Origin of the sequence: Sphingomonas sp. (assembly GCF_045810705.1) — a bacterium.
Classification (GTDB): Bacteria; Pseudomonadota; Alphaproteobacteria; order Sphingomonadales; family Sphingomonadaceae; genus Sphingomicrobium.
The window spans coordinates 218,192-241,637 of sequence record NZ_JBJMVI010000019.1 but is presented as its reverse complement, the minus strand read 5'-3'; the positions used below and the strand labels follow the sequence as shown (position 1 = coordinate 241,637).

At 66.2% G+C, this 23,446-nt stretch carries 22 protein-coding genes; 1 reads left to right on the top strand and 21 read right to left on the bottom strand.

Annotated elements, in window-relative coordinates; genetic code table 11:
* Positions 1-20: 20 nt before the first annotated feature.
* Complete coding sequence (locus ACJ8FR_RS10740) at positions 21-1,205, bottom strand: NTP transferase domain-containing protein (RefSeq protein ID WP_407828616.1); 1,185 nt, start codon at positions 1,203-1,205, stop codon at positions 21-23.
* A gap of 87 nt (positions 1,206-1,292) precedes the next feature.
* Between ACJ8FR_RS10740 and ACJ8FR_RS10735 the strand changes: the two genes are divergently transcribed.
* Complete coding sequence (locus tag ACJ8FR_RS10735; protein WP_407828615.1) at positions 1,293-3,602, top strand: hypothetical protein; 2,310 nt, start codon at positions 1,293-1,295, stop codon at positions 3,600-3,602.
* Here ACJ8FR_RS10735 and ACJ8FR_RS10730 read toward each other — a convergent pair.
* The 20 genes from ACJ8FR_RS10730 to ACJ8FR_RS10635 all read right to left on the bottom strand — a co-directional run bounded on the left by ACJ8FR_RS10730 (position 3,599) and on the right by ACJ8FR_RS10635 (position 23,361).
* Positions 3,599-3,865, bottom strand: coding sequence for a DUF1467 family protein (locus ACJ8FR_RS10730; RefSeq protein ID WP_407828614.1), 267 nt, complete (start codon positions 3,863-3,865; stop codon positions 3,599-3,601). The genes ACJ8FR_RS10735 and ACJ8FR_RS10730 overlap by 4 nt on opposite strands.
* On the bottom strand, positions 3,865-5,502 hold the full coding sequence (locus tag ACJ8FR_RS10725) for a ribonuclease J (RefSeq protein WP_407828613.1): 1,638 nt from the start codon (positions 5,500-5,502) through the stop codon (positions 3,865-3,867). Before ACJ8FR_RS10725 ends, ACJ8FR_RS10730 begins: the two co-directional genes overlap by 1 nt.
* 10 nt (positions 5,503-5,512) lie before the next feature.
* Positions 5,513-6,298, bottom strand: coding sequence for a type III pantothenate kinase (locus ACJ8FR_RS10720; RefSeq protein WP_407828612.1), 786 nt, complete (start codon positions 6,296-6,298; stop codon positions 5,513-5,515).
* Between the two features lie 39 nt (positions 6,299-6,337).
* A complete protein-coding gene (locus ACJ8FR_RS10715; RefSeq protein ID WP_407828611.1) occupies positions 6,338-8,020 on the bottom strand; it encodes an FAD-dependent oxidoreductase in 1,683 nt (560 codons plus the stop codon).
* Entirely contained in the window at positions 8,017-8,961 is a 945-nt protein-coding gene (locus tag ACJ8FR_RS10710; RefSeq protein ID WP_407828610.1) for an alpha/beta fold hydrolase, read from the bottom strand. Before ACJ8FR_RS10710 ends, ACJ8FR_RS10715 begins: the two co-directional genes overlap by 4 nt.
* Positions 8,962-9,029: 68 nt before the next feature.
* Positions 9,030-9,923, bottom strand: a complete 894-nt coding sequence (locus tag ACJ8FR_RS10705; protein ID WP_407828609.1) for an alpha/beta fold hydrolase — start codon at positions 9,921-9,923, stop codon at positions 9,030-9,032.
* A gap of 214 nt (positions 9,924-10,137) precedes the next feature.
* On the bottom strand, positions 10,138-10,818 hold the full coding sequence (locus tag ACJ8FR_RS10700) for a biotin--[acetyl-CoA-carboxylase] ligase (RefSeq protein ID WP_407828841.1): 681 nt from the start codon (positions 10,816-10,818) through the stop codon (positions 10,138-10,140).
* A gap of 11 nt (positions 10,819-10,829) precedes the next feature.
* Entirely contained in the window at positions 10,830-12,263 is a 1,434-nt protein-coding gene (gene nuoN, locus ACJ8FR_RS10695; RefSeq protein WP_407828608.1) for an NADH-quinone oxidoreductase subunit NuoN, read from the bottom strand.
* The gene (locus tag ACJ8FR_RS10690) at positions 12,263-13,786 is read right to left on the bottom strand and encodes an NADH-quinone oxidoreductase subunit M (protein WP_407828607.1); all 1,524 of its coding nucleotides are present in this window, start codon (positions 13,784-13,786) and stop codon (positions 12,263-12,265) included. Before ACJ8FR_RS10690 ends, nuoN begins: the two co-directional genes overlap by 1 nt.
* Positions 13,783-15,834, bottom strand: coding sequence for an NADH-quinone oxidoreductase subunit L (gene nuoL, locus ACJ8FR_RS10685; protein WP_407828606.1), 2,052 nt, complete (start codon positions 15,832-15,834; stop codon positions 13,783-13,785). Before nuoL ends, ACJ8FR_RS10690 begins: the two co-directional genes overlap by 4 nt.
* Positions 15,834-16,139: an NADH-quinone oxidoreductase subunit NuoK gene (gene nuoK, locus ACJ8FR_RS10680; protein WP_407828605.1), complete on the bottom strand. Its 306-nt coding sequence runs from the start codon at positions 16,137-16,139 to the stop codon at positions 15,834-15,836. The genes nuoL and nuoK overlap by 1 nt, the downstream gene beginning before the upstream one ends.
* On the bottom strand, positions 16,136-16,741 hold the full coding sequence (locus ACJ8FR_RS10675) for an NADH-quinone oxidoreductase subunit J (protein WP_407828604.1): 606 nt from the start codon (positions 16,739-16,741) through the stop codon (positions 16,136-16,138). Before ACJ8FR_RS10675 ends, nuoK begins: the two co-directional genes overlap by 4 nt.
* A gap of 12 nt (positions 16,742-16,753) precedes the next feature.
* Entirely contained in the window at positions 16,754-17,236 is a 483-nt protein-coding gene (nuoI, locus tag ACJ8FR_RS10670; protein ID WP_407828603.1) for an NADH-quinone oxidoreductase subunit NuoI, read from the bottom strand.
* Positions 17,233-18,288: an NADH-quinone oxidoreductase subunit NuoH gene (nuoH, locus tag ACJ8FR_RS10665; protein ID WP_407828602.1), complete on the bottom strand. Its 1,056-nt coding sequence runs from the start codon at positions 18,286-18,288 to the stop codon at positions 17,233-17,235. Before nuoH ends, nuoI begins: the two co-directional genes overlap by 4 nt.
* Positions 18,285-20,294: an NADH-quinone oxidoreductase subunit NuoG gene (gene nuoG, locus ACJ8FR_RS10660; RefSeq protein WP_407828601.1), complete on the bottom strand. Its 2,010-nt coding sequence runs from the start codon at positions 20,292-20,294 to the stop codon at positions 18,285-18,287. Before nuoG ends, nuoH begins: the two co-directional genes overlap by 4 nt.
* The gene (locus ACJ8FR_RS10655) at positions 20,294-21,046 is read right to left on the bottom strand and encodes a hypothetical protein (protein ID WP_407828600.1); all 753 of its coding nucleotides are present in this window, start codon (positions 21,044-21,046) and stop codon (positions 20,294-20,296) included. The genes nuoG and ACJ8FR_RS10655 overlap by 1 nt, the downstream gene beginning before the upstream one ends.
* A complete protein-coding gene (nuoF, locus tag ACJ8FR_RS10650; protein ID WP_407828599.1) occupies positions 21,043-22,368 on the bottom strand; it encodes an NADH-quinone oxidoreductase subunit NuoF in 1,326 nt (441 codons plus the stop codon). The genes ACJ8FR_RS10655 and nuoF overlap by 4 nt, the downstream gene beginning before the upstream one ends.
* On the bottom strand, positions 22,368-22,511 hold the full coding sequence (locus ACJ8FR_RS10645; RefSeq protein WP_407828598.1) for a hypothetical protein: 144 nt from the start codon (positions 22,509-22,511) through the stop codon (positions 22,368-22,370). Before ACJ8FR_RS10645 ends, nuoF begins: the two co-directional genes overlap by 1 nt.
* Positions 22,508-22,672, bottom strand: a complete 165-nt coding sequence (locus tag ACJ8FR_RS10640) for a hypothetical protein (protein ID WP_407828597.1) — start codon at positions 22,670-22,672, stop codon at positions 22,508-22,510. Before ACJ8FR_RS10640 ends, ACJ8FR_RS10645 begins: the two co-directional genes overlap by 4 nt.
* On the bottom strand, positions 22,669-23,361 hold the full coding sequence (locus ACJ8FR_RS10635) for a complex I 24 kDa subunit family protein (protein ID WP_407828596.1): 693 nt from the start codon (positions 23,359-23,361) through the stop codon (positions 22,669-22,671). Before ACJ8FR_RS10635 ends, ACJ8FR_RS10640 begins: the two co-directional genes overlap by 4 nt.
* Between the last annotated feature and the right edge of the window lie 85 nt (positions 23,362-23,446).

Sequence of the window (23,446 nt, the reverse complement as noted above, 5' to 3'; positions counted from 1 at the left end):
CGATTTCGGTTAACTTCGCGTCAACTGGATGGGCGGTGCCGGACGCGTTGGATGATGAAGAATGAGACGGCCGCATAAGCGAGCGCAGCGAGCAAATAGGCCGTCCACGCGCCGCCGACCGCAAACGGAATCGCGAGGAAAATCGCGTTGCGGCGCGAGAACAACCACAATTCCCCGCCAGGCGGGATGCCGCCTTTCTCAATGCGCGCGGCTTCGGCAAAGGCGCAGCCCGCGGCGGCGGTGACCAAGGCTCCCCATCCGGTGCCGTGGCGCATCTCCCAAAGGCCGATCGCGAGCGATGCGAGGCCCGCCGCAGGCCACAGCGCCAGACGCGTGAGCATCTTTGCCGGAAGCGGCTTGAGGCGCAGCGTCGCCAGACGGCCGGCAATCAGGTCGAGCGGCGCTGATAGCAGGAGCAGCACCAGCCCGGCGCCGAGCCATCCGCGGGTGAAGCAGATTGCGCCGCCTAGCGTGAGTGCAACCGCCGCCCACACCAGCCACATCGGCCGCAGCGGCGTTTGCATCAGCCGCTCGGTCGCGAAATCCTCGATCGGTGCAAGGACATAGCGGCTGGCCCAATCATCGCGCGCACCGCGCGAGGCCTGGAGAAGCCGGTGCTGGAAGTCCGCGAGCTGGTCCGCGCGTTCGACCAGCAGCGGCTCGCCGCCGGCTTCGCCCGCCGGAATTCGCAGCGCACCCTCCTGAATCGTGCGGCGAAGCAAGGTGGACTGCAGGTCCCAGTCGCCGAGTATTGCCGCAGTCGATCCGAGGAGGTGCGCGTCGACCACGGCGACGCCCGCCCAGCGCGACCCGGCGTCGATGCGCTCATAGGCCTGATGCTCCTCATCGTCGGCCACCGTGGCGACGGAGGGTTCGGGGTGGTCGGCCATGCGCATCACCAGCTCGATCGGAGCCGCGATCCCGTCGCCAATCAGCAAGATTGTCGAGCCCGCCTCGAACCGGCTCACTGCCTCATTGAGCTCGCTGACTGGAAACACGCCGATGGCATCGAGCCGCAGCCGCTCGAATGCGTCTTGTAGTGCCTGCGGCACGCGCTCGACCACCACGACAATCGGCGCAGCGCCCGCGGCTGCCGCGCAGCGCACCTGATATTCGAGCAGGGTCCGGCCGGCGAGCGGGAGCAAGGCGCGCAAGGCGCCGCTATCGTCCTCGTGATAGGCTCCGATCAGCGCCCCGATCGCCATGATCCCCGACTTCTCCCCGGCTTCCGAACCACGCCCCTTCTCTAACCGCTTTCGTGTGCGGTCAAAGATGGTAAACTGCCACGCAACATGACACCGATCCCACAGCGCGCCGATCCTCTACCCCCGGCAAGTGACGCGGTAGAGCCCCTCGAGCTGACGACCGTCGCCGGCGGCGACTTGTCCGAACCGGTCTTCGACCAGGGCCAGTGGCTCCAGCAGACTGCCGAGGAACGCGGCACCGGCGGACGCCAGGTGCTTGCGACCGCGCTCACGCTGCTTGCCGCGCTGTGGCTGGCGTTCACCGCCTGGTCGGCCGGTCGGATGCTTTCCGGGCAATCGCTGACCTCGCCGCAGATCGCGCAATGGGTCGCCGTTGCCGCCGGGCCGCTAGCGCTGATGGGCCTCGCCTGGCTGATGTTCGGGCGCACACGGCGCAAGGAAGCCGAGCGCTTTACCCGTTCCGTCATTGCCATGCGCAGCGAAACGCGCTCGCTCGAAGCGCTGCTCGAAGTGCTGTCGCAACGCATCCAGGACAGCCGCACCGAACTGACCATGATCGCGCAGCACCTGATGCAGCTCGGCGACGAGACCACCGGCAAGCTCGGCGGGATCACCCGCGAGTTCGACAGCAGCAGCGAGAAGCTGATGCGCCACGGCGAGGCGCTCGACCGCGCCGCCGGCAGCGCGCGGATCGACATTGCCGTGCTGCTTGAAGACCTCCCGCAGGCGGAGCAGACGGCGCGCGCGGTGGCTGACCAGCTGCGCCTCACCGGCAGCGAATCGGCCGAAAAGGCGGCCGTGCTGGGCCGCCAGGTGAGCGACCTCGCCGAGCGCACCCGGAGCGCCGACCAGCTGGTGGCGGAAGCGACCGACCGGCTGGCCGCCCGCGCCGCGGAGATCGAGACGGCGAGCGTGAGCGCCGCGGCCCGCGTCGGCGAGGCCGAAGCTGCTTATTCGGGTACGCTCGACGCGCTGCTCGAGCGAACCGTCGAAAGCCTCGATCAGATCCGCACCGGCATCGACGTCCAGGGCGCCGCCGTCGCCGCGCTCGTCGCCCAGGCTTCCGCCGGAATCGGCAAAGCGGGCGCCGATGCTGCAGAATCGCTTGCCGCGAATATCGATCATGCCAGCAGCTCGCTCGAATCGCTGTCGGGCCGCGTCGCCGAACAGGATCGCGCGTCGCAGCAGATGATCGCCGAGATCGAGCGCGGGCTCGCGCTGATCGACCAGCGCTTCACCGAGCTTGCCGCCAACGGCGACCAGCGCGCCAACAGCTTCCTCGAATCGCTCACCCGCGCGCGTACCGAGCTCGATTCGCTCGCCGCGCAGGCGAGCAGCCAGGATGGCGCGATCGGCTCGCTCGCCGAACGCACGTCGGCGCTGCGCGACAGCATCGAGCGGCTCAACATCGAAATCCGCGAGGGCGTGGGGACCGCGATCGGCGAAGCACAGGGCGGTGCCGACCGCCTCGTCGAGGCTGCGGCGGCGGCGCGGCCTGAAATCGGCTGGCTGCGGGATGCAACGATCGAGGCCGGCGAGCGGCTGACCGCGACCGGCGCCGAGATCGCCCAGCAGCACGACCGATTCACCGGGCTTCTCGCCAGCCTCGACGGCGGAGTCGAGGATGCGCAATCGAAGCTCTCCGAGCTTGCCTCGACCCTGGTCAAGGTGGAGCGCGAGGCCGCGACTCTCACTGCGGAGACCGGCCCGGCGCTGGTCGCGTCGCTCGTCCAGGTCAAGGAAGCGGCGGCGCATGCCGCGGAACGCGCGCGCGAAGCCATCGAAGCGGCAATCCCCGAGGCCGCCAGCAAGTTGTCGGAAGAGGCCCGCACCGCTCTCGAACGCGTCATCCGTGAGAGCATCGAGGAGCGCCTTCAGGACATGGAGAATGTCGCGGCTCGCGCGGTCGACTCCGCCCGCGAAGCGTCCGACCGTCTCACCCAGCAGATGTTCACGCTCGGCCAGACCGCTTCGGCGCTCGAGGCGCATATCGAGCAGACCAGCAAGGAGCAGCGCGAGAAGGACAGCGAAGTCTTCGCTAAGCGCGTCGCGCTATTGATCGACTCGATGCATTCGGCGGCGATCGACGTCGGCAAGATCCTGTCCGACGAGATCGACGACAAGGCGTGGGGCGCATACCTCAAAGGCAATCGCGGGGTGTTCACCAGCCGTGCCGTGCGCCTGATCGGGGGCAGCGAGAGCCGCGCGATCCGTGCCCATTACGAGACCGACTCCGAGTTCCAGCGCTCGGTCAACCGCTACGTCCACGATTTCGAATCGATGCTGCGCCGCGTGCTGGCCGAGCGCGACGGCGGCATTTTCGCGGTGACACTCATGTCGTCGGACATGGGCAAGCTCTACGCCGCCCTTGCGCAGGCGATCGACAAAAAGCGTTAGGGACGATGGTAGAAGTCGAGGTCGTCCGGCGTGATCCAGCCGTACGTCCAGTTCGCATAATAGAGCGCGAACAATAGCGCCCCGACGAGTGCCGCGCGGAGCAGGTGGCGCCTGACGTCGAAGCTGTGCGGGGCGCTGTCCGCCTGCCCCGGCACCTTGCGTGCGCCCGCTTCCTCGTCGGTCCTGACGCCGAACGGAAGGAGCAGGAACGCGCTGAAGGCGAAGAACAGGAAATAGATCGCGACGATCGACGACAGCGCCATCACGCGACCTGAAGCAGCATGACCTCGACCAGCGGCTTCTTGCCGGTCCACAAGGTGGCGCAGCGACGCACCGCGAGCCGCACCGCTTCGCGCACCTTTTCCTCGTCGCCGCCAGGACTGTACGCGCGCCGCGCGGCGTCCGTCGCGTCGGAGATGAAGTCGTCGCGGTCCTCCTCAACGGGCACTCCGAACGGCCTGACGAGCGGCGCGCCGGCAAGCTTGCCGTCCTCGCCGACCGGCACTGCGACGGTGATCAGCCCACCATAGCCCATTCGCCGCCGCTCGGTGACCGTTGCGCCGTCCGCCGGAAGGATCACATCGCCGTCGAGGACCAGCCGGCCGACCCGGACCTCATCGAGCTTCTTCGGGTCGCCGGGGGCGAGGCGAATCACGTCGCCGTTTTCCTGCACTACGGCGTGTCGAACCCCATGGCTGAGCGCGAGGCGCGCATGCTCGGCAAGATGCCGCGCTTCCCCGTGCACCGGCACGACGATTGCCGGCCGCACCCAGTTGTACATTTCAATTAGCTCCGGCCGGCCGGGATGCCCAGAGACGTGAACGTGCGCCTGGCGCTCGGTGATGATCCGGACGCCGAGCTCGGACAACTGGTTCATGATCCGCCCGATCGCGACCTCGTTGCCGGGGATGATGCGCGACGAGAAGATGACCGTGTCGCCGTCAACCAGCTTGAGGTCGTGATTGCCCGACGCGACGCGGCCGAGCGCCGCGCGCGGCTCGCCCTGCCCGCCGGTGGCGATGACCAGCACTTCGCGGCGTGGCAGGCGCATCGCCTGGTCGAAGTCGATCGGTGCGGGGAAGTCCTTGAGATATCCGGTCGCCTGGGCAACGCGCAGGATCCGCTCGAGCGAACGGCCGGCGATGCATACCTGACGGCCGGTTTCGCGGGCAACGCGGCCGATGGTCTGCAGGCGGGCGGCGTTTGAGGCGAAGGTCGTCACGAGCACGCGGCCTTTGGCTTCGAGCACCTGCGTCAGCAGCCCTTCGTGAACGCTTTCTTCCGAACCCGACGGCTTGTCCTGAAAGACATTGGTCGAATCGCACACCAGCGCCAGCACGCCGCGGTCGCCGATGCCAATCAACGCCTCCGTGCTTGGTGCCTCTCCGATCACCGGCGTCTCATCGATCTTCCAGTCGCCGGTGTGGAAGATGTTGCCGAACGGAGTTTCGATGAGGACGCCATTGCCCTCGGGGATCGAGTGCGACAGCGCGACGAAGCTGACCCGGAACGGCCCGAGCTCGATGCTTCCGCCGCGCTCGACCACGTTGAGCTTGACCTGCCCGATGAGCCCCTCCTCCTCGAGCTTGCCGGCGATGAGGCCGGCGGTGAAGGGGGTCGCGAACAGCGGCGCCTTCAGCTCCTCGGCGAGATACGGCAGCGCGCCGATATGGTCCTCATGGCCATGGGTGAGCACGATGCCGGCGAGCCGCTCCTGCTGATTCTCGATGAACTCGAGGTCGGGAAGGATCAAATCGATGCCGGGATAGCTGGTGTCGGCAAAGGTCAGGCCGAGATCGACCATGATCCACTGGCCGCGGCAACCGTAGAGATTGACGTTCATGCCGATCTCGCCCGAACCGCCAAGTGCGACGAACAGCAGTTCCTCGCCCGGAATCATCGGAGACGCATCATCGTGGAGCGCGCGTGGTCATGTCGTACAGCAGGCTCAAACCCTGGATCGTAAGATCGGGTTCAATCGCGTCGAAGACATCGGTGTGCTTGTCGAACAGGGTGGCGAGGCCGCCGGTCGCGACAACCGTCAGGGAGCGGCCGAGCTCGCGCTCGATCCGCTCGGCGAGCCCTTCGATCATCGCGACGTAGCCCCAGTAAATGCCGATGATCATCTGGCTTTCGGTCGTGCGGCCGATCACGCTGTTGCTCTCCGGCGCCTCGATCGCGATGCGCGGCAGCTTGGCGGCGGCGCTGACCAAGGCATCGAGCGACAGGTTGATGCCGGGAGCGATAATCCCGCCGGTATAGGCGCCGGAAGAACTGACCACGTCGAAAGTGGTCGCCGTGCCGAAGTCGATGATCATCAGGTCGCCGGGATATTTGGCGTGCGCGGCGATCGCGTTGAGCGCGCGGTCGGCGCCGACGTTCTGGGGCTCGTCGACGTCGAGCTGGAGCGGCCATTGCGCCGCGCCCTGCCCCGCGATCACCGGCGTTTTGTGAAAATATTTCTCGGACAGCACTTCAAGATTGTGAAGCGCGCGCGGAACCACGGTGCCGATGATGACGGCTTCGACGTCGCCGCGGCCGAAGCCTTCGAGCTCGAGCAGCTGGTGAAGCCAGACGCTATATTGGTCGGCGGTGCGGCGCGGATCGGTGGCGATGCGCCAGCGCGCCTTGATCTCACCCTTGTCGACGAGGGCGAAGACCAGGTTGGTGTTCCCGACGTCGACAGCAAGCAGCATGCCGCGCCCTTAGGGCAAGTCGCGGCAGCGGCAAAGCCGTCACGCCGGAGTTGCGACCGGCTCGACGATTTGCACGGGCTCCGGCGATTGTGCCGATAGATAGGCATGGATCGCGGCGACGACCTGGGCGCCGTCGCCGACGGCGGCCGCCACGCGCTTGACGGAACAGGACCTTACGTCGCCGACCGCGAAGACACCGCGCCTGCTGGTTTCGAGCGGATAGCGGTCGCTGCCCGCATCCTCACCGGTGAGCAGAAAGCCGCGGCCGTCGCGTTGCAGGCCCGAGCTGGCCAGCCAGCCCGTATTGGGGTCGGCGCCGATGAACGAGAACAGGAAGCGCGCCGGCCGGCGTGTCTCCGTGCCGGAGGATCGGTCGCGCCAGGTCACGGCTTCGAGGACACCGCCTTCGCCTTCGAGCGCCGCGATTTCGGCACCGACGATGACGTCGATATTGTCCTGCGCGGCGATCCGCTCGACCAGATATTGGGACATGGTGGCGCTCAATGGGCGGCGCGCGATGACCGTGACACTGCGCGACCGCCCGGCAAGGAAGACCGTCGCCTGCCCCGCCGAATTGCCGCCGCCGACCAGCACCACGTCTTCATCGGCGGCAAGATCCCCCTCCAGCGGCGAGGCCCAGTAATGGACCGACGAGCCTTCGAACTCCTCAAGCCGTTCGACGCCGAGCCGGCGGTATTGGGCACCGGTCGCGATCACCACTGCGCGCGCCTGGACTCGTTCGCCGGTGGTCAGATCGAGCCGGCACGGATCGTTTCCGCATTCGAGCTTCACCGCCTCGTCGGGAATCGCGATCTCGACCCCGAACTTCTGCGCCTGGCTGAATGCCCGGCCCATCAACGCCATCCCCGAGATGCCGGTCGGGAAGCCAAGGTAGTTTTCGATCCGCGCCGAAGCGCCTGCCTGGCCGCCGAACGAGCGGCAGTCGATCGCCAGCACCGACAGCCCTTCCGACGCGGCATAGACCGAGGTTGCAAGTCCGGCGGGGCCGGCGCCGACCACCACCACGTCGTAGAGTCGGGCGCTGTCGATCGGTCCGACCAGGCCGACGCAGCGGGCGAGCTGGTCTTCGCTCGGGTTCCTCAACAGCTGGCCGCCCGGGCAGAGCACGATCGGCAGCTCCTCCGGCTCAACCTTGAAGCGCTCGACCAAGGTTCGCGCGCAGCTGTCGCTTGCCGGGTCCATGCTCTTGTAGGGATGGCCGTTGCGGCGAAGGAAGTTGGTCAGGCGGAGGACGTCGGGGTCGGATTCCTCGCCGACCACGACGGGTCCCGCGCCGGTTTCGATGAGGCCGACGCGGCGAAGGATCAATGCGCGCATGAGGCGCTCGCCAAGGTCGGCTTCGGCAACGAGCAGCGCGCGCAGGCGGTCGGGCGGAATGGCGACCGCCTCGACATCGGTCAGCGCCCGCTCGTCGACCAGGTAAGGACGGCCCGACAGCTGGGCGAGCTCGCCCATGAAATTGCCGCGCTCGTGGGTCACGATGTGGCTGCGGTCACCGCCGTTCGGCTGAGTCACTTCGACCTTGCCGGACAGGATCAACATCAATCCAGGCCCCGCCTCTCCGATCCGGGCGAGCATGTCGCCCCGACGATATGAGCGCCGCTCGCCGAAACGCGCGAGCCGGTCGATCTCGGCGTCGCTGAAGCGCAGGAACATCTGGTCCCCGCGGGTCGCGTAGGTGTCCCCACGATCGTCGCTCATCGCGTGGCCGCCGGCGGGGGCTCGGCGATGAAGGCCTGGATCGCCGCCATCGTGGCTTCGGGTTGTTCTTCCATTAGCCAGTGGCCCGAATCGCGGATGCTCAGGGCGCGCACGTTATTGGCAGCAAATCCGATCTCGTTGGCAAACCCGATGCCAAAGCTCTTTTCGCCACCAATTGCGAGGACGGGCATGGTGAGCTTGCCTTCCGCGAGGAACTTCTGGTTGTCGACGGCATCCTGGCGGAAAGCGGCGAACTGGGCGAATGCGTCATGGATCGCGTTCGGGCGTGAATAAAGCGCCGCGTAATGCGCTCGGGTTTGCTCGCCGATGTGGGCGGGGTCGGCCGATAGCTCATTGTAGAACCGGTCAAGGTAGAGGCGCTCGCGGCCGGCGATGAGCCGCTCCTCATCCGGGCCGTAGAAATCGAAATGCCACGTCCGGTGATCCAGGAGCGTGTCGTTCCAGTGTCCGATCCCCGGCAGCGGCGCGTCCATCACAACCCACCGCGTGACGCGGTCGCGATTCTCGGCCGCAAAGGCATAGCCGACCATGTTGCCGATATCGTGCGTGACGAGCGCGACGGGACCGTCGATCTTCAGGCGTTGCAGAACCGCGGCGATGTCCTGGCCCTCTGACTTCTTGTCATATCCGGTCTCTGGGTGAGACGAGAGCCCCATGCCGCGTAGGTCCGGCACGATCACCGTGTGGTTTGCTACCAGCCGGGCAGCGAGCGGCGCCCACATGTCGCCCGAGTCGCCGAAGCCGTGCAGCAAAAGGACCGCGGGTCCACTTCCGCCGACGCGGACGTGAATGGTGGCGCCGGGGACGGCGACGTCGGACACGTGGAATGCTGGCGGGAACGGAGTGACCGCGGCGTTCGCTGCCGCCGCGGTGAGTGCCGCAACAAGGCCCAACGCCGATGAACGCAACCAATCAATCATGAAAATCGTGCCCCCTCACAAAATTCGAGATGCGCCGGGCCGCACGGCGCGGCCCGGCGATCCGCCGATCACTCGACCGGAAGCGCCTCGGCGACCAGCGCGGGAGCTTCGTCGGCCGCTACGCCGACCTTCTCGCCGCGTATGAACGACAGGATGTCGTGGTTGATCTCATCCGGGTGCGTGGTCGGGCAGCCGTGCGGGAAGCTCGAATAGGTCTTGAGCTCGCCCTGCTTGAGCAGCTTGACCGCAAGCGGCGCGCTGTCGGCATAAGGAACGATCTGATCGTCCTCGCTGTGGATGACGAGCACCGGCACATCGATCTGCTTGAGATCCTCGGTCAAATCGGTTTCCGAGAAGACCTTGATGCAATCATATTGGGCTTTGATCCCGCCCATCGTGCCCTGCCGCCACCAATTGCGGATCACGCCCTCGATCGGAAGCACGCCGGTTCGGTTGAAACCGTAGAACGGCCCCGCAGCGATATCGAGATAGATTTGCGCGCGATTTGCCGCGACGCCGGCGCGATAGGCGTCGAACGCCTCGATGGGCGTCCCGCCGGGGTTGGATTCGCTTTTGACCATCACCGGCGTAATCGCCGAGATGAGGACGGCCCTGGCGACGCGTCCCGGTTCGGCCCGAGCGACGTAGCGGGCCACTTCCCCGCCGCCGGTCGAATGGCCGACGTGAATCGCGTTGCGCAAGTCGAGCGCGGCGACGAGCGCCTTCACGTCCTCGACATAGGTGTCCATGTCATTGCCGGTGTCGGTCTGGGTCGACCGGCCGTGGCCGCGGCGATCGTGAGCGACCACACGATAACCCTGGCCAAGGAAGAACATCAGCTGGTTGTCCCAGTCGTCCGCGCTCAAAGGCCAACCGTGGTGAAAGACGATGGGTTGCGCGGTTTTCGGACCCCAGTCCTTGTAGAAAATGTTGGTGCCGTCCGGAGTAGTGATGGTGGGCATGGTGATGCCTCTCCCGCATGAAGGCCGGCCGGCGGGACCGGTGCCGAAATCGCAACGGGCCGAAGGAGCGAGCTGAATACAGGCCGGCCGAACGCACGGGTATCGCGACGATGCGGCCCCGTAACAGCTTACCGATCGGGCTGGATAGAGCGCGACTCGGGCGGAAATTCCCATCAGTGTGATCGACTGTATGGTTCGACCGGCCGTCTGGGCCTCAGGGTTCGACCGAAACGTCGCCGGCGCGGACGATTTCGACCGCGCCATCGGGAAGACGGAGCCGAAGCGCGCCATCGGCCTCCAGCCCGTCGAAATTGCCTGAAATGGTTGCGTCACTGCTGGCGTGGACCGTCAGCCGGCTGCCGACCGGATGCGCGCGCGCCAGCCAGGCCTGAGCGAGCATCGCCGGTGGATTCTCCCGCCACAGCCCGAGCAGCCGCGCGAAGCTCCCGGCAAGCAAGGGCGCGAAGGCTTCGGGCAGGATCGTTCCCCCGAGCGACGCGCCGCGGCGGTCGCCGAGCTCGGGCGCCGTGGCGAGGTTGACCCCGAACCCGACGGCGACCCGGCCGCCGCTGCGTTCGAGCAGGGTCCCGGCGAGCTTGCTGCCGCCAAGCATCAGGTCGTTGGGCCATTTGAGCATCAGCGGCTGCGCTGGCACGGCGGTGTCGACCGCCTCGACCAGCGCGAGGCCCGCCGCAAGCGATAGAGTCTGCGCCGCCGGATCGTTCGAACGGAGCTGGACGAGCGTGCTGCCGGTGAAATTGCCCGGCGCCGAAACCCAGCTGCGGCCCTGCCGGCCCCTGCCCGCATCCTGGTGCAGCGCGACCAGCCAATCGCCTTCGACCGCGCTCTTGTCGGCAATGAGGTCCGCGTTGGTCGAGCCGGTACGCTCGACGATCCGGATGCGGCTCAGAACAGGCTTCCCGCGGCGCGGTCGGTCAATGCCGTCAGCGGACCGATGAGCAAATAGCCGAGCGGCGACACGAACAAGGCGGCGAGCAGGATCAGCAGGCCCTGCACCGGCTCGCGCACACGGCCGTAAGGCGCGGCCGGCTCGTCCATGTACATCACCTTGACGATCTTCAGATAATAATAGGCGCCGATCACCGTCCCGAGGATGCCGGCCACGGCAAGCGCGACATAGCCGCTGCCGATCGCCGCCTGGAACACCATCAGCTTGGGCCAGAAGCCGAACAACGGCGGGATGCCGGCAAGGCTGAACATGAAGAAGGCCAGCGCGGCGGCGAACGCGGGCCGGGTCTGGGCGAGGCCGGACAGGCTGGCGATGCTCTCGACCGGCTGTCCCGCTTCGTCACGCATCCACAGCACGCAAAGGAAGGCGCCTAGGGTCATCACCACATATACGGCCATGTAGAACAGCACGGACGAAGCGCCGCGCGGGCCAGCGGCGGCGAGGCCGATCAACGCGAAGCCGACATTGTTGATCGACGAATAGGCCAGCAGCCGCTTGATGTTGGTCTGCCCGTAGGCGGCGACGGCGCCGAGGAAGATCGACGCCAGCGCGGCGAAGATCACGATCTGTCGCCAGGCGTCGGTCGCCGGCCCGAGGCCCTCGATGCACAAGCGGGTTGCAAGGAGCACGGCGGCGACCTTGGGTGCGCTGCCGAAGAACAAAGTGACCGGCGTCGGCGCGCCCTCATAAACGTCCGGGGTCCACATGTGGAATGGCACCGCGCGGGCCTTGAAGGCGAGGCCGGCGAGCACGAACACGAGGCCGAACAGCAGACCCAGCGACGGCGCACCGCGGCCGAACGCGGCGGCGAGCCCGTTGAAGCTCATTGTCCCGGTGAAGCCGTAGAGCAGCGAAATGCCGTAGAGCAGGATGCCGCTGGCGAGAGCGCCGAGGACGAAATATTTGAGGCCCGCCTCGGCCGAGCGTTCGTCGGTCCGGCGGTAGGAAGCGAGCACGTAAGCGGCGAGGCTCTGCAGCTCCAGGCCGACGTAGAGGCTGACCAGGCTGCTGGCCGAGACCATCACCCCCATGCCGACCGCGCTGAACAGGATCAGGACCGCATATTCGGACGCATGCTCGGTACCGCGCTCGAACCAGCCGTGGGCGGCGATGATGGCGACAGCCGACGCCGGATAGATGATCGCGCGGCCGAAGCTCGCGAACAGGTCCTCGGTGACAAGACCGTCGAACACCGGCCCTACGTGCGAGGGCGCGCCAACGAGCGCCGCGGTCGCAGCAATAAGCAGCGCAACGGCCAGCCAGCTCACGAGCGCCGATCCGCGGCGGCCGGTGAAGGCCGCAACCATCATCAGGATGGTCGCTCCGATCGACAGGATCAGCTCGGGCAGGAGTGCGGCGAACCGGCCCATCAGCGCATCCCTCCGAGTTCGAGGGTCGGCTTGGGTTTGCCGGGTGCCGGCTGCGAATCGCCGGCGGGCGCGACGCGCTCCATCCGGACCAGCAGCCGCCCGACGTCGCCTCGCATCGGCCGTAGGAAGCTTTCCGGATAAATGCCCATCCAGAAGACCGCCAGCGCGATCGGGGCGAGCAGCCACCATTCGCGGACGTTGAGGTCGGGCATCGCCGCCGCATCGGCGTGGCGACCCGTGCCGAAGCAGATGCGCCAATAGAGCCACAGCATATAGGCGGCGCCGAGGACGATCCCGGTCGTGGCGACGATCGCCGCCCAGGTCGACGCGCGGTACGTGCCGACCGAGCTCAGGAACTCGCCCGGGAAATTGCTCAGGCCGGGCAGGCCGACGCTCGCCATGGTGAAGACCATGAACAGCAGTGCGTAGCCGGGCATATTGTCGGAAAGGCCGCCGTAGCGGTCGATCTCGCGCGTGTGCAGCCGGTCGTAGACGACGCCGACGCACAGGAAGAGCGCTCCGGACACGAGGCCGTGGCCGAGCATCACCAGCATCGCGCCCTCGATCCCCTGCCGGTTCATCGCGAACAGGCCGAAGGTGACGAACGCCATGTGCGCGACCGACGAATAAGCGACCAGCTTCTTCATGTCGCGCTGCACCAGGGCGACGAGGCTGGTGTAGACGACGGCGATTCCGGAGAGCACGAAGATCAGCGGGACGAACTGCGCCGAACCGTCGGGGAACATCGGCAGCGAGAAACGGATGAAGCCGTAGCCGCCGAGCTTCAGAAGCACGCCGGCGAGGATTACCGAGCCGGCGGTCGGCGCCTGGACGTGCGCGTCGGGCAGCCAGGTATGGACCGGCCACATCGGCAGCTTGACCGCGAAGCTGGCGAGGAAGGCGAGGAACAGGAAGGTCTGCGCGCCCTTCGGGAAATCATAAGCCATCAGCGCCGGGATCGAGGTCGTGTGCGCGGTGCCGGCCATGTACAGCATCGCGATCAGCATCAGCACCGAGCCGGCGAGCGTGTAGAGAAAGAATTTGTAGCTCGCCTTGATCCGCTCGGCGCCGCCCCAGATGCCGATGATGAAGTACATCGGGATCAGGCCGCCCTCGAAGAAGATGTAGAACAGGAACAGGTCCTGCGCGGCGAAGGAGCCCATGATGAGCGCCTCCATCAGCAGGAAATACGCCATATACTCGGGCACGCGCTTCTCGATCGCGCGCCAGCTCGCGCCGATGCAGATCGGCATCAGGAAAGCGGTCAGGACGATCAGCAGCAGCGCGATGCCGTCGATGCCGAGGGCCCAGCTGACGCCGCGGCCCATGTCGATTTTCTCGACGAACTGCCATTGCGGTCCGTCGGGATTAAACCGCGCCCACAGATAGAGGCTCAAGCCGAAGTCGAGCAGGGTCGCGATCAAGGCCATCCAGCGCGCACCGTTCGCGCTCAGGAACAGGCAAATCACGCCGGCGATCAGCGGAAGCGCGATCAGGATGCTGAGCAACGGCGCCTGGCTCACCGCGCCCACCACAGCGCCCAGCTCGCAGCGCCGATCAGGCCGAGCAGCATCACCAAAGCATAGGAATAGAGATATCCCGACTGCAGCCGCGCCGTGACCCGATTGCCGGCGGCGATGGCGACCGCGGCGCCGTGCGGGCCGAAGCGGTCGATCGTGCCTTCGTCACCGCCGTGCCACAGCAGCCGGCCGAGCCACAGAATCGGGCGAACGAACAGGAAATCGTACAGCTCGTCGAAATACCATTTGTTGGCGACGAACCGATAGACCTTGGGGAAGGTGGCGACGAGGCGGTCCGCGTCCCCCGGCCGCCGGACATAATTGTTCCACGCGATCCACAGGCCGATCAGCATGACGATGGTCGGAGTGAGCTTGACCCATAGCGCCGAATGCTCGGCGGCCTCGGCAAGCTCCCTGCTGAAGGCGACCGTGCCGCGCCAGAAACCGGGCGCGCGCGCCGGGTCAATGAAAATGCCGTGCCAGACCTGGCCGGCCACTGCGGCGCCGAGCGCGAGCAGGCAGATCGGCACGAGGATCGTCAGCGGGCTCTCGTGCGGATGATAGCCGCCGCTTCCGGCCGGCACATGCTGCGGGTCATGGGCGCTGTCGCCATGTTCCTGGTCCGGGCTGTCGGGATCGCCGTGGAGCGCATGCCGGATATGTTCCGACGCCGCCCAGCGCGGCTCGCCGAAGAAGGTCAGGAAGATGAGGCGCCACGAATAGAAGCTGGTGAGCAGCGCGGCGAGCGCGCCGGTCCAGAAAGCGATCGTTCCCGATACCGATCCGCTCGCCCAGGCGCTCTCGAGGATCGCATCCTTCGACCAGAAGCCGGCGAAGCCGAGACCGCCGCCGGCATCGACGCCGACGCCCGTAATCGCCAGCGTGCCGATGACCATCACCCAGAAGGTGACCGGGATTTCCTTACGCAGAGCGCCATAGTAACGCATGTCCTGCTCGTGGTGCATCGCGTGGATGACCGAGCCGGCGGCGAGGAACAGCAAGGCCTTAAAGAAGGCGTGTGTGAACAAATGGAACATCGCCGCGCCGTAAGCGCCGACCCCGGCGGCGAAGAACATGTAGCCCAATTGCGAGCAGGTCGAATATGCGATCACGCGCTTGATGTCGTTCTGCGCGCAGCCGACCGTTGCCGCGAAGATGCAGGTCGCGGCACCGACCCAGGTGACGACGTGCATCGCGGTCGCCGAGGTCTCGAACATCGGCGACAGGCGGCAGACCATGAACACGCCCGCGGTCACCATGGTCGCCGCGTGGATCAGGGCGCTGACGGGGGTCGGGCCCTCCATCGCGTCGGGCAGCCAGGTGTGGAGCGGAAGCTGCGCCGACTTGCCCATCGCGCCGACGAACAGCAGCAGGCACAGCAGGGTCATGGTATCGACGCGCAATCCTGCGAAACCGATGGTCGAACCGGCCATACCTGGGCTCGCCGCAAGGATCGTCGGGATTGAGACCGTGCCGAACACCAGGAAGGTGCCGAAAATGCCGAGCGAAAAACCGAAGTCGCCGATGCGGTTGACGACGAACGCCTTGAGCGCCGCCGCATTGGCGCTGGGCTTGTGGTACCAGAAGCCGATCAGCAAATAGGAAGCGAGGCCGACCCCTTCCCAGCCGAAGAACATCTGCACCAGGTTGTCGGCGGTCACCAGCATCAGCATCGCGAAGCTGAACAGCGACAGATAAGCGAAGAAGCGCGGCTGGCCCGGGTCCTCCTCCATGTAGCCCCAGCTGTAGAGGTGGACGAGGCTCGAGACCGTGGTGACGACGACCAGCATCACCGCGGTCAGGCTGTCGACGCGCAGCGCCCAGTCGACGGTAAGCGTCCCGGACTGGATCCAGGTCATCACCGGCACGATGACCGGGCCGGCGCTTCCGCCGATGTAGTGGAAGAAGATCGGCCAGCTGAGAAACGCGCCGATGAACAAGGCGCCGGTGGTCACGGCCTTCGCGGTCGTGTTGCCGATCCAGCGGCCGCCGAGGCCGGCGACGATCGCGGCGATCAGCGGCAGAAAGACGATGAACAGGACGGGGCTCATCAGCCGTGCATCCGGTTCACGTCGTCGACCGCGATCGAGCCGCGGCGGCGGAAGAAGATGACGAGGATCGCAAGGCCGATCGCGGCCTCGGCCGCGGCGACGGTCAACACGAACATCGCCAGCACCTGGCCGGTGAGATCGCCGAGATAGGCCGAGAAGGCGACGAGGTTGATGTTGACCGCGAGCAGGATCAACTCGATCGCCATCAGCATGAGGATGACGTTGCGGCGGTTGAGGAAGATGCCGAGCACGCCGATCGTGAACAGGATCGCGGCGACGACGATGTAATGGCCCAACCCGATCACAGCTTCATCCCTTCGCCGACGCCCGGGTCCGACAGCCGCACGGCATCCTCCGGCCGCCGCGCGATCTGCTTCCAAACCTTCTGCGGGCGCGTGTCGCGGCGGCTGCGGTGGGTGAGGACGATGGCGCCGATCATCGCCACCAGCAGGATCAGGCCGGCGAGCTCGAAGGCGAACAGATAGCGGCTGTAGAGAAGCTGCCCGATCGCGACGATATTCGGTTGCATGGCCGCGGCGATCTGGTGGTTGGCGAACGCCGGACCGGCCTGCCGCGCGAATAAAGCAACGACGATCTCGGCGAGCAGCACGAACGCGATAATGATCCCGAACGGCAGGTTGGCCGTGAAGCCCCGGCGGAGCGAGGCGAAGTCGATGTCGAGCATCATGACCACGAACAGGAACAGCACCGCGACCGCGCCGACGTAGACGATCACCACCAGCATCGCGATGAACTCGGCGCCGACCAGCAGCATCAGGCCTGCCGCATTGAAAAAGGACAGGATCAGCCACAGCACGCTGTGGACCGGGTTGCGCGCGAAGATCACCGCCAGCGCACTGGCGATGGTGAGCGTCGCGAACAGGTAAAAGGCGATGGTGGCGATCAAGGTGCGGCGCGCCTACCGGTAGGGTGCATCGGCGGCAAGGTTGGCGGCGATCGCTTGCTCCCACTTGTCGCCGTTCTCGAGCAGCTTCACCTTGTCGTAGAGCAATTCCTCGCGCGTCTCTGTCGCGAACTCGAGGTTCGGCCCCTCGACGATGGCATCGACCGGGCAAGCCTCGGCGCACAGACCGCAATAGATGCATTTGACCATGTCGATGTCGTAGCGCGTGGTGCGGCGGCTGCCGTCCTCGCGCGGCTCAGCCTCGATGGTGATCGCGAGCGCCGGGCAGATCGCCTCGCACAATTTGCACGCGATGCAGCGCTCCTCGCCGTTCGGATAGCGGCGCAGCGCATGCTCGCCGCGGAAACGGGGCGAGGTCGGGTTCTTCTCGTACGGGTAGTTGATCGTCGCCTTGGGCTTGAAGAAATACCGCAGTGTCAGCGCGTGGGCGCGGACGAACTCCCACAGCGTAAAGGCCTTGATGGTCCGGCTGATCATGCCGCAGGCCCTCCATAACGCGTGAGCATCAGCCATCCGCTGACGAGGACGACGAACAACAGCGACAGCGGCAGGAAGATCTTCCACCCGAGCCGCATCAGCTGGTCGTAGCGGTAGCGCGGCACCGTCGCCTTCACCCAGCCGAAGCAGAAGAAGAAAAAGCCCATCTTGATGAACAGCCAGACGATGCCCGGCACATAATAGAGCGGCGCCCAGTCGACCGGCGGCAGCCAGCCGCCCCAGAAGATGATCGCGTTGAGGGCGCACATCAAAAGGACGTTGGCATATTCGCCGAGCCAGAAGAGCGCGAAGCTCATCGACGAATATTCGGTCTGGTGCCCGGCGACGAGCTCGCTCTCCGCTTCGACCAGGTCAAACGGAGTGCGGAAGGTCTCGGCCATCGAGCTGATGAAGAAGACTACCCACATCGGGAACAGCAGCAGGTTGAAGGCGAACGCGTTGACGATGCCCAGGCCGAAACCCTTCTGCGCAAGCACGATGCCGCTGAGGTTGAAGGTTCCGGCGTAGAGCACGACGGTGATCAGCACGAAGCCGATCGACACTTCGTAGCTGACCATCTGCGCCGCCGCGCGGAGCGCCGAGAAGAAGGGATATTTGGAGTTGGACGCCCAGCCGGCGACGATCACGCCGTAAACGCCCAATGAGCTTGCCGCGAGGACGTAGAGCAGCCCGACGTTGACGTCGGCCAGCACCACGCCGGGCGCGAACGGCACTACCGCCCAGACGATCAGCGCCACGGTGAAGGTCACGATCGGCGCGATCAGGAACAGGCCCTGGTTCGCGCTGGTCGGGATGATGGTTTCCTTGAGGAACACCTTCAATCCGTCAGCGAAGCTCTGCAGCACGCCCCACGGCCCGACCACGTTGGGACCGCGACGAAGCGCGATCGCCGCCCAGATCTTCCGCTCGGCATAAATGACCATCGCCACCGCGAGCATCAGCGGCAGCGCGATGACCAGAATGCCGATGATCGTGGCGATGAACCACGACCAGCCATAGGTCATGCCCCAGTGCTGGAAGGTTGCGGTCACTCCGCCGCCTCCTTGAACTGGACGCCCTGCACCAGCTCTTCCGAGCAGCGCTGCATCGTCGGACTGTTGCGGCAGATCGCGTTGGTCAGGAAGAAGTCGCCGATCGGATAGCGGATCGGGCCCGCCGCCTTGGCCGGGAGCGAAGGCGGTGCCCACGGCAGGTCGACGAGCCCGTCACGGCCAAGCTGCGGAAAGTCCTTGATCATGCGGGCGCGCAGCTGGTCGAAGCGGTCGAACGGTAGGGTTTTGCCGGCGAGCTCGCTAACCGCCCGCAGGATCGTCCAGTCCTCGCGCGCCTCGCCGGGCGGAAAGGCCGCTTTCTCGCCGCGTTGCACGCGGCCTTCGGTGTTGACATAGGTGCCATGCTTCTCGGCGTAGGTTGCGCCGGGCAGAACCAGGTCGGCCTGCTTCGCGCCCGCGTCGCCGTGGTGGCCGATGTAAACCTTGAACGCGCCCTTGAACCGGTCGGCCGCGACCTCGTCCGCGCCTAGCAGCACCACCACCTCGGGAGCCGTAACTTCGATGTCGGCGATGCCGCCCGGCTGCGCGTAGCCAAGGATAAGCCCGGCCATGCGCGAGGCGGAGAAGTGCAGGACGTTGTAGCCGTTCCAGCCATCTTTGATCAGGCCGAGGGTATCGACCAGCGCGAGGCTCGCGCCCTGCGCACCCGCGGCCAACGCACCACCGCCGACGATCACCGCCGGACGCTCGGCGCCAGCAAACGCCTCCTTGACCGCCTTGGGCAGCTTGCCGAGCAGCTTCACATCGTCGCCGAGCCACTCGACCCTCATCCCGAGGTCGATCTCGGGGCCGACCGCGAACACCTTCCCGCCCTTGCGCGCGATCTTGCGCACGCGGGTGGCGATCAGCGGCGCTTCCCAGCGGATGTTCGAGCCGACCAGCAGGACGACGTCAGCCGTCTCGACGCCGGCGATGGTCGAGTTGAACGCCACCGCGGCCAGGCTTCCGGTGTCGTAGGCGAGCCCGGTCTGCCGCCCCTCGAGCAGGGTCGATCCCTGCCCTTCGAGCAGCTTCTTCGCCGCGTACATGGTCTCGGCGTCGAGCAGGTCGCCGGCGATTGCCGCGACCTTGGCGCCGGCATTCTTCAATCGTTCGGCAAAAAGGCCGAGCGCTTCCTGCCAGCTCGCCTCGCGCAGCTTGCCCCCGTCGCGCACCCACGGCCGGTCGAGCCGGTTGCGGACTAGCGCGTCGACGTGGTGGCGCGTCTTGTCGCTGATCCACTCCTCGTTCACGTCCTCGTTGATGCGCGGAAGGATGCGCATCACCTGGCGCTGACGGACGTCGAGGCGGATGTTGGATCCGACCGCGTCCATGACGTCGATGCCGGGCACCCGGCGCAGCTCCCACGGGCGCGATTCGAAGATCTGCGGCTTCTGCAGCAGCGCGCCGACCGGGCAGACGTCCGCGAGGTTGCCCGCCAGCTCGCCGCCCACCGCATGCTCGAGGTAGGAGGTGATCTGGCTGTCCTCGCCGCGGTAGAGCATGCCGATCTCGTCGACCCCCGCGACCTCGCTGCTGAAGCGGATGCAGCGCGTGCACTGGATGCAGCGGGTCATCGAAGTCTTGATGACCGGACCCATATATTTGTCGTCGATCGCGCGCTTGTTCTCCTCGAAGCGCGAGCCGCTGCGGCCGTAGGCGATGGCTTGGTCCTGGAGGTCGCATTCGCCGCCCTGGTCGCAGATCGGGCAGTCGAGCGGGTGGTTGATGAGCAGGAACTCCATCACCCCCTCGCGCGCCTTCTTGACCATGGCCGTGTCGGTGCGGATCGCCTGGCCGTCGGCGGCGGGCAGCGCGCAGCTCGCCTGAGGCTTGGGCGGCCCCGGCGCGACCTCGACCAGGCACATGCGGCAATTGCCGGCGATCGACAGCCGCTCGTGGTAGCAGAAGCGCGGGATCTCCTTGCCCGCAAGCTCGCACGCCTGGAGCACGGTCGCGCCCTGCGGGACCTCGAGCTCGACGCCGTCGACGGTGACTTTTGGCACTAGTGAGCTGCTCCAGTGCGTGACGCATAGGCTAGTCTGTAAAAATTGAACGCAAGCGCTCCCCGCACAGTCTCCCGATCAAGTTTGAATTGATTTCCGCGGTCCACGCATCCACTCATTGCGGGGATGAGCGCGTGGATCGCCTGCATCTCGTCGTCCGAGTTGATCTTGGATCGAAGCAAGACCTGAGAGCCGACCGGGTTTGCGCGGATCACGCAATCGCTGAAAGTTTCCAGCGCAATGTTGCGCTGTTCGTTGGCGAGCTCTTCGCGCTCTTTCGCTCCCGTGGCTGCGAGCATGTTCGCTGAAATCGTCAGGCGTGCAATTGGCGCGGCGAGCTTGATCTCGCTCGCGTCGAACGTGGCAAGGTCCTGATTGACCAGAGCGCTCGCGATTATCGTCCTGCCGCGCCATTGCGACATTTCCAATTGCACCGCGCCCATCAAGCCGGCGCGCATCAGCGCTTTGCCGAAGCAGTCGGGGTCGAACAGCTTGCGATACTTAGGCTCCAAGTCGATGGTCGTTGCGGACAGCACCATCGACCGCGCTAACTCAGGTGCGCGTTTGGCCGCGCATTGACCGAAATCGGCAAGGACGGGACGCGACTTGTCGACCGGCCATGAGATCGCCTCGGGCTGCTTCTCGAGCCGCGTTCCCCCTCCATACGGATTAGACGGCTGAGCTACCGTTGACGCGGCCGCCAGCGCCGCAGCTGCTGGGACCAGACGCGCGACGATCAGCGAAAGCTTCACTCCGCAGCCTCCAACATCTGGCGTCCGGCGCGTTCGGCGATGCGGCGCTCGAGCTCGGGGCGGAAATGGCGCACCAGCCCCTGGATCGGCCAGGCGGCGGCATCGCCGAGCGCGCAAATGGTGTGTCCCTCGACCTGCTTGGTGACGTCGATGAGCTTGTCGATGTCCTCGACCTCGGCGTCGCCCTCGCGCAGCCGCTCCATCATCCGCCACATCCACCCCGCGCCCTCGCGGCACGGGGTGCACTGGCCGCAGCTCTCATGCTTGTAGAAATAGCTGATCCGGCTGATCGCGCCGACGATGTCGGTCGATTTGTCCATGACGATGACCGCCGCGGTGCCGAGGCCGGAGCCCAGCGCCTTCAGCCCGTCGAAGTCCATCGGCGCGTCGAGAATCTGCTCGGCGGGGATCAGGGGGACCGAAGAGCCGCCCGGAATAACCGCGAGCAAGTTGCTGAAATCGTCGGCATTCTTACCTCCGCGTACGCCGCCGCCATGACGGACGATCAGCTCGCGGAAGCTGATCCCCATCGATTCCTCGACCACGCAGGGCGTGTTGACGTGGCCCGACAGCTGGAACAGCTTGGTGCCTTCGTTCTTCGGGTTGCCGATGCTCGCGAACCATTCCGCCCCGCGCCGGAGGATCGTCGGGACGACCGCGATCGATTCGACATTGTTGACGGTGGTCGGGCAGCCGTAGAGGCCGGCGCCGGCGGGGAACGGCGGCTTGAGCCGCGGCCAGCCCTTCTTGCCTTCGAGGCTTTCGAGCATCGCCGTTTCTTCGCCGCAGATGTAGGCGCCGGCGCCGCGATGGACGAACAGGTCGAAGTCGAAGCCGCTGCCGCAGGCGTTCTTGCCCAGCAGGCCGGCTTCATAAGCTTCGGCAACAGCGCGGCGCAACACCTCGGTTTCGCGGATAAATTCTCCGCGGATGTAGATGTAGGCGGCGCGTGCGCGCATGGCGAAGCTGGCGATCAAAGCGCCTTCGACCAGCTTGTGCGGATCGTGGCGGATGATCTCGCGGTCCTTGCAGCTGCCGGGCTCGGACTCGTCGGCGTTGATGACGAGGAAATTGGGTTTGCCGGGCTTGGGCTCCTTGGGCATGAAGCCCCACTTCATGCCGGTCGGGAAGCCCGCCCCGCCGCGGCCGCGCAGGCCCGAGGCCTTGATCCTGTCGATGATGACATCCTGGCCGACCGCCATCAGCTTCTTGGTATCGTCCCAGTCGCCACGCTGCCGCGCGCCCTTAAGATCGGGCGATTGAAAGCCGTAGAGGTTGGTGAAGATGCGGTCCTTGTCCGCGAGGGGCCCCGTATAGCCCATCAGAAGGCGCCCGACTGATGGGCGATGAACAAGGCGAACAGGACCACGACCGCGAGCACGGCAAACTTGATCAAACCGCCCACGAACTTGAACGCGAGAAAGGCGAGCGCGATGGCCGCGGCAATGACGAGCAGGATGGTCATTTGATCCGCTTCGTCCCCACACCTTCGACGAGCTTGACCGCGCCGTAGACGACCAGCCCCGCCACCGCGAGACCGACCAGCAGCCCAATCAAGCCCTTCAGGATTTTCCAGACGACGACGATCACGATGATCGCGAGGATGATCTTGCCGACGTCCTTCATTGCGCGCCCTCCTCCGCCGTCGCGGTCCACAGCGGGCGGTAATCGTAGTTCCGCTCGGCCATCTTCTTGAGGCTGGTCGGGCCGCCTTGCGGACAGCTGGTCTGACGGTCGACCTGCGGACCTGCCCTTGGCGCCTTGCCGGCCGCGAGCGCCTCGAGGATCGCGCTTATGCTCTCGGCCGTGAGGTCCTCGTAATTGTCGTCGTTGATCTGGACCATCGGCGCATTGGCGCAGGCGCCGAGGCATTCGACCTCGGTCAGCGTGAACAGCCCGTCATCGGTGGTATGGCCCTTCCTGAGGCCGCGCTTCTTGCAGGCGGCGAATACGTCATCGGAGCCGGCGAGCATGCACGGCGTCGTCCCGCACACCTGGACGTGGAAGCGGCCGACCGGCGCGAGGTTGAACATGGTGTAGAAGGTCGCGACCTCCAGCACGCGGATGTACGAGGTGTCGAGCTCGCGGGCGACGAACTCCATCACCGGGATCGGCAGCCAGCCCTGCGTCTTCGTGTCGGCCCCGACCTGCCGCTGCGCAAGGTCGAGCAGCGGGAGGACCGCCGAGACCTGACGCCCCTCGGGATAGAAGGCAATATATTCCTTGGCCTTGCGCGCATTCTCTGCGGTCCACTGGAACCCCTCCCAGCGCGCGCGCTGCGCGGCGTCGTCGACGAAGGAGCCCTGGCCGGCCATTACTTCGAAGCCCCTTTTGGCAAATAGCGCCGATCCATGCGCTGATAGAAGCGGATCAGCTCCCAGAAGAGACAAATTGTGATCC

What these genes read in the sequence shown, in the direction of transcription:
- ACJ8FR_RS10740 (WP_407828616.1), bottom strand. Translation starts at nt 1,205, where the DNA reads ATGGCGATCGGGGCGCTGATCGGAGCCTATCACGAGGACGATAGCGGC.
- ACJ8FR_RS10735 (WP_407828615.1), top strand. Translation starts at nt 1,293, where the DNA reads ATGACACCGATCCCACAGCGCGCCGATCCTCTACCCCCGGCAAGTGAC.
- ACJ8FR_RS10730 (WP_407828614.1), bottom strand. Translation starts at nt 3,865, where the DNA reads ATGGCGCTGTCGTCGATCGTCGCGATCTATTTCCTGTTCTTCGCCTTC.
- ACJ8FR_RS10725 (WP_407828613.1), bottom strand. Translation starts at nt 5,502, where the DNA reads ATGATTCCGGGCGAGGAACTGCTGTTCGTCGCACTTGGCGGTTCGGGC.
- ACJ8FR_RS10720 (WP_407828612.1), bottom strand. Translation starts at nt 6,298, where the DNA reads ATGCTGCTTGCTGTCGACGTCGGGAACACCAACCTGGTCTTCGCCCTC.
- ACJ8FR_RS10715 (WP_407828611.1), bottom strand. Translation starts at nt 8,020, where the DNA reads ATGAGCGACGATCGTGGGGACACCTACGCGACCCGCGGGGACCAGATG.
- ACJ8FR_RS10710 (WP_407828610.1), bottom strand. Translation starts at nt 8,961, where the DNA reads ATGATTGATTGGTTGCGTTCATCGGCGTTGGGCCTTGTTGCGGCACTC.
- ACJ8FR_RS10705 (WP_407828609.1), bottom strand. Translation starts at nt 9,923, where the DNA reads ATGCCCACCATCACTACTCCGGACGGCACCAACATTTTCTACAAGGAC.
- nuoN (WP_407828608.1), bottom strand. Translation starts at nt 12,263, where the DNA reads ATGGGCCGGTTCGCCGCACTCCTGCCCGAGCTGATCCTGTCGATCGGA.
- nuoL (WP_407828606.1), bottom strand. Translation starts at nt 15,834, where the DNA reads ATGAGCCCCGTCCTGTTCATCGTCTTTCTGCCGCTGATCGCCGCGATC.
- nuoI (WP_407828603.1), bottom strand. Translation starts at nt 17,236, where the DNA reads ATGATCAGCCGGACCATCAAGGCCTTTACGCTGTGGGAGTTCGTCCGC.
- nuoF (WP_407828599.1), bottom strand. Translation starts at nt 22,368, where the DNA reads ATGGGCTATACGGGGCCCCTCGCGGACAAGGACCGCATCTTCACCAAC.
- ACJ8FR_RS10645 (WP_407828598.1), bottom strand. Translation starts at nt 22,511, where the DNA reads ATGACCATCCTGCTCGTCATTGCCGCGGCCATCGCGCTCGCCTTTCTC.
- ACJ8FR_RS10640 (WP_407828597.1), bottom strand. Translation starts at nt 22,672, where the DNA reads ATGAAGGACGTCGGCAAGATCATCCTCGCGATCATCGTGATCGTCGTC.
- ACJ8FR_RS10635 (WP_407828596.1), bottom strand. Translation starts at nt 23,361, where the DNA reads ATGGCCGGCCAGGGCTCCTTCGTCGACGACGCCGCGCAGCGCGCGCGC.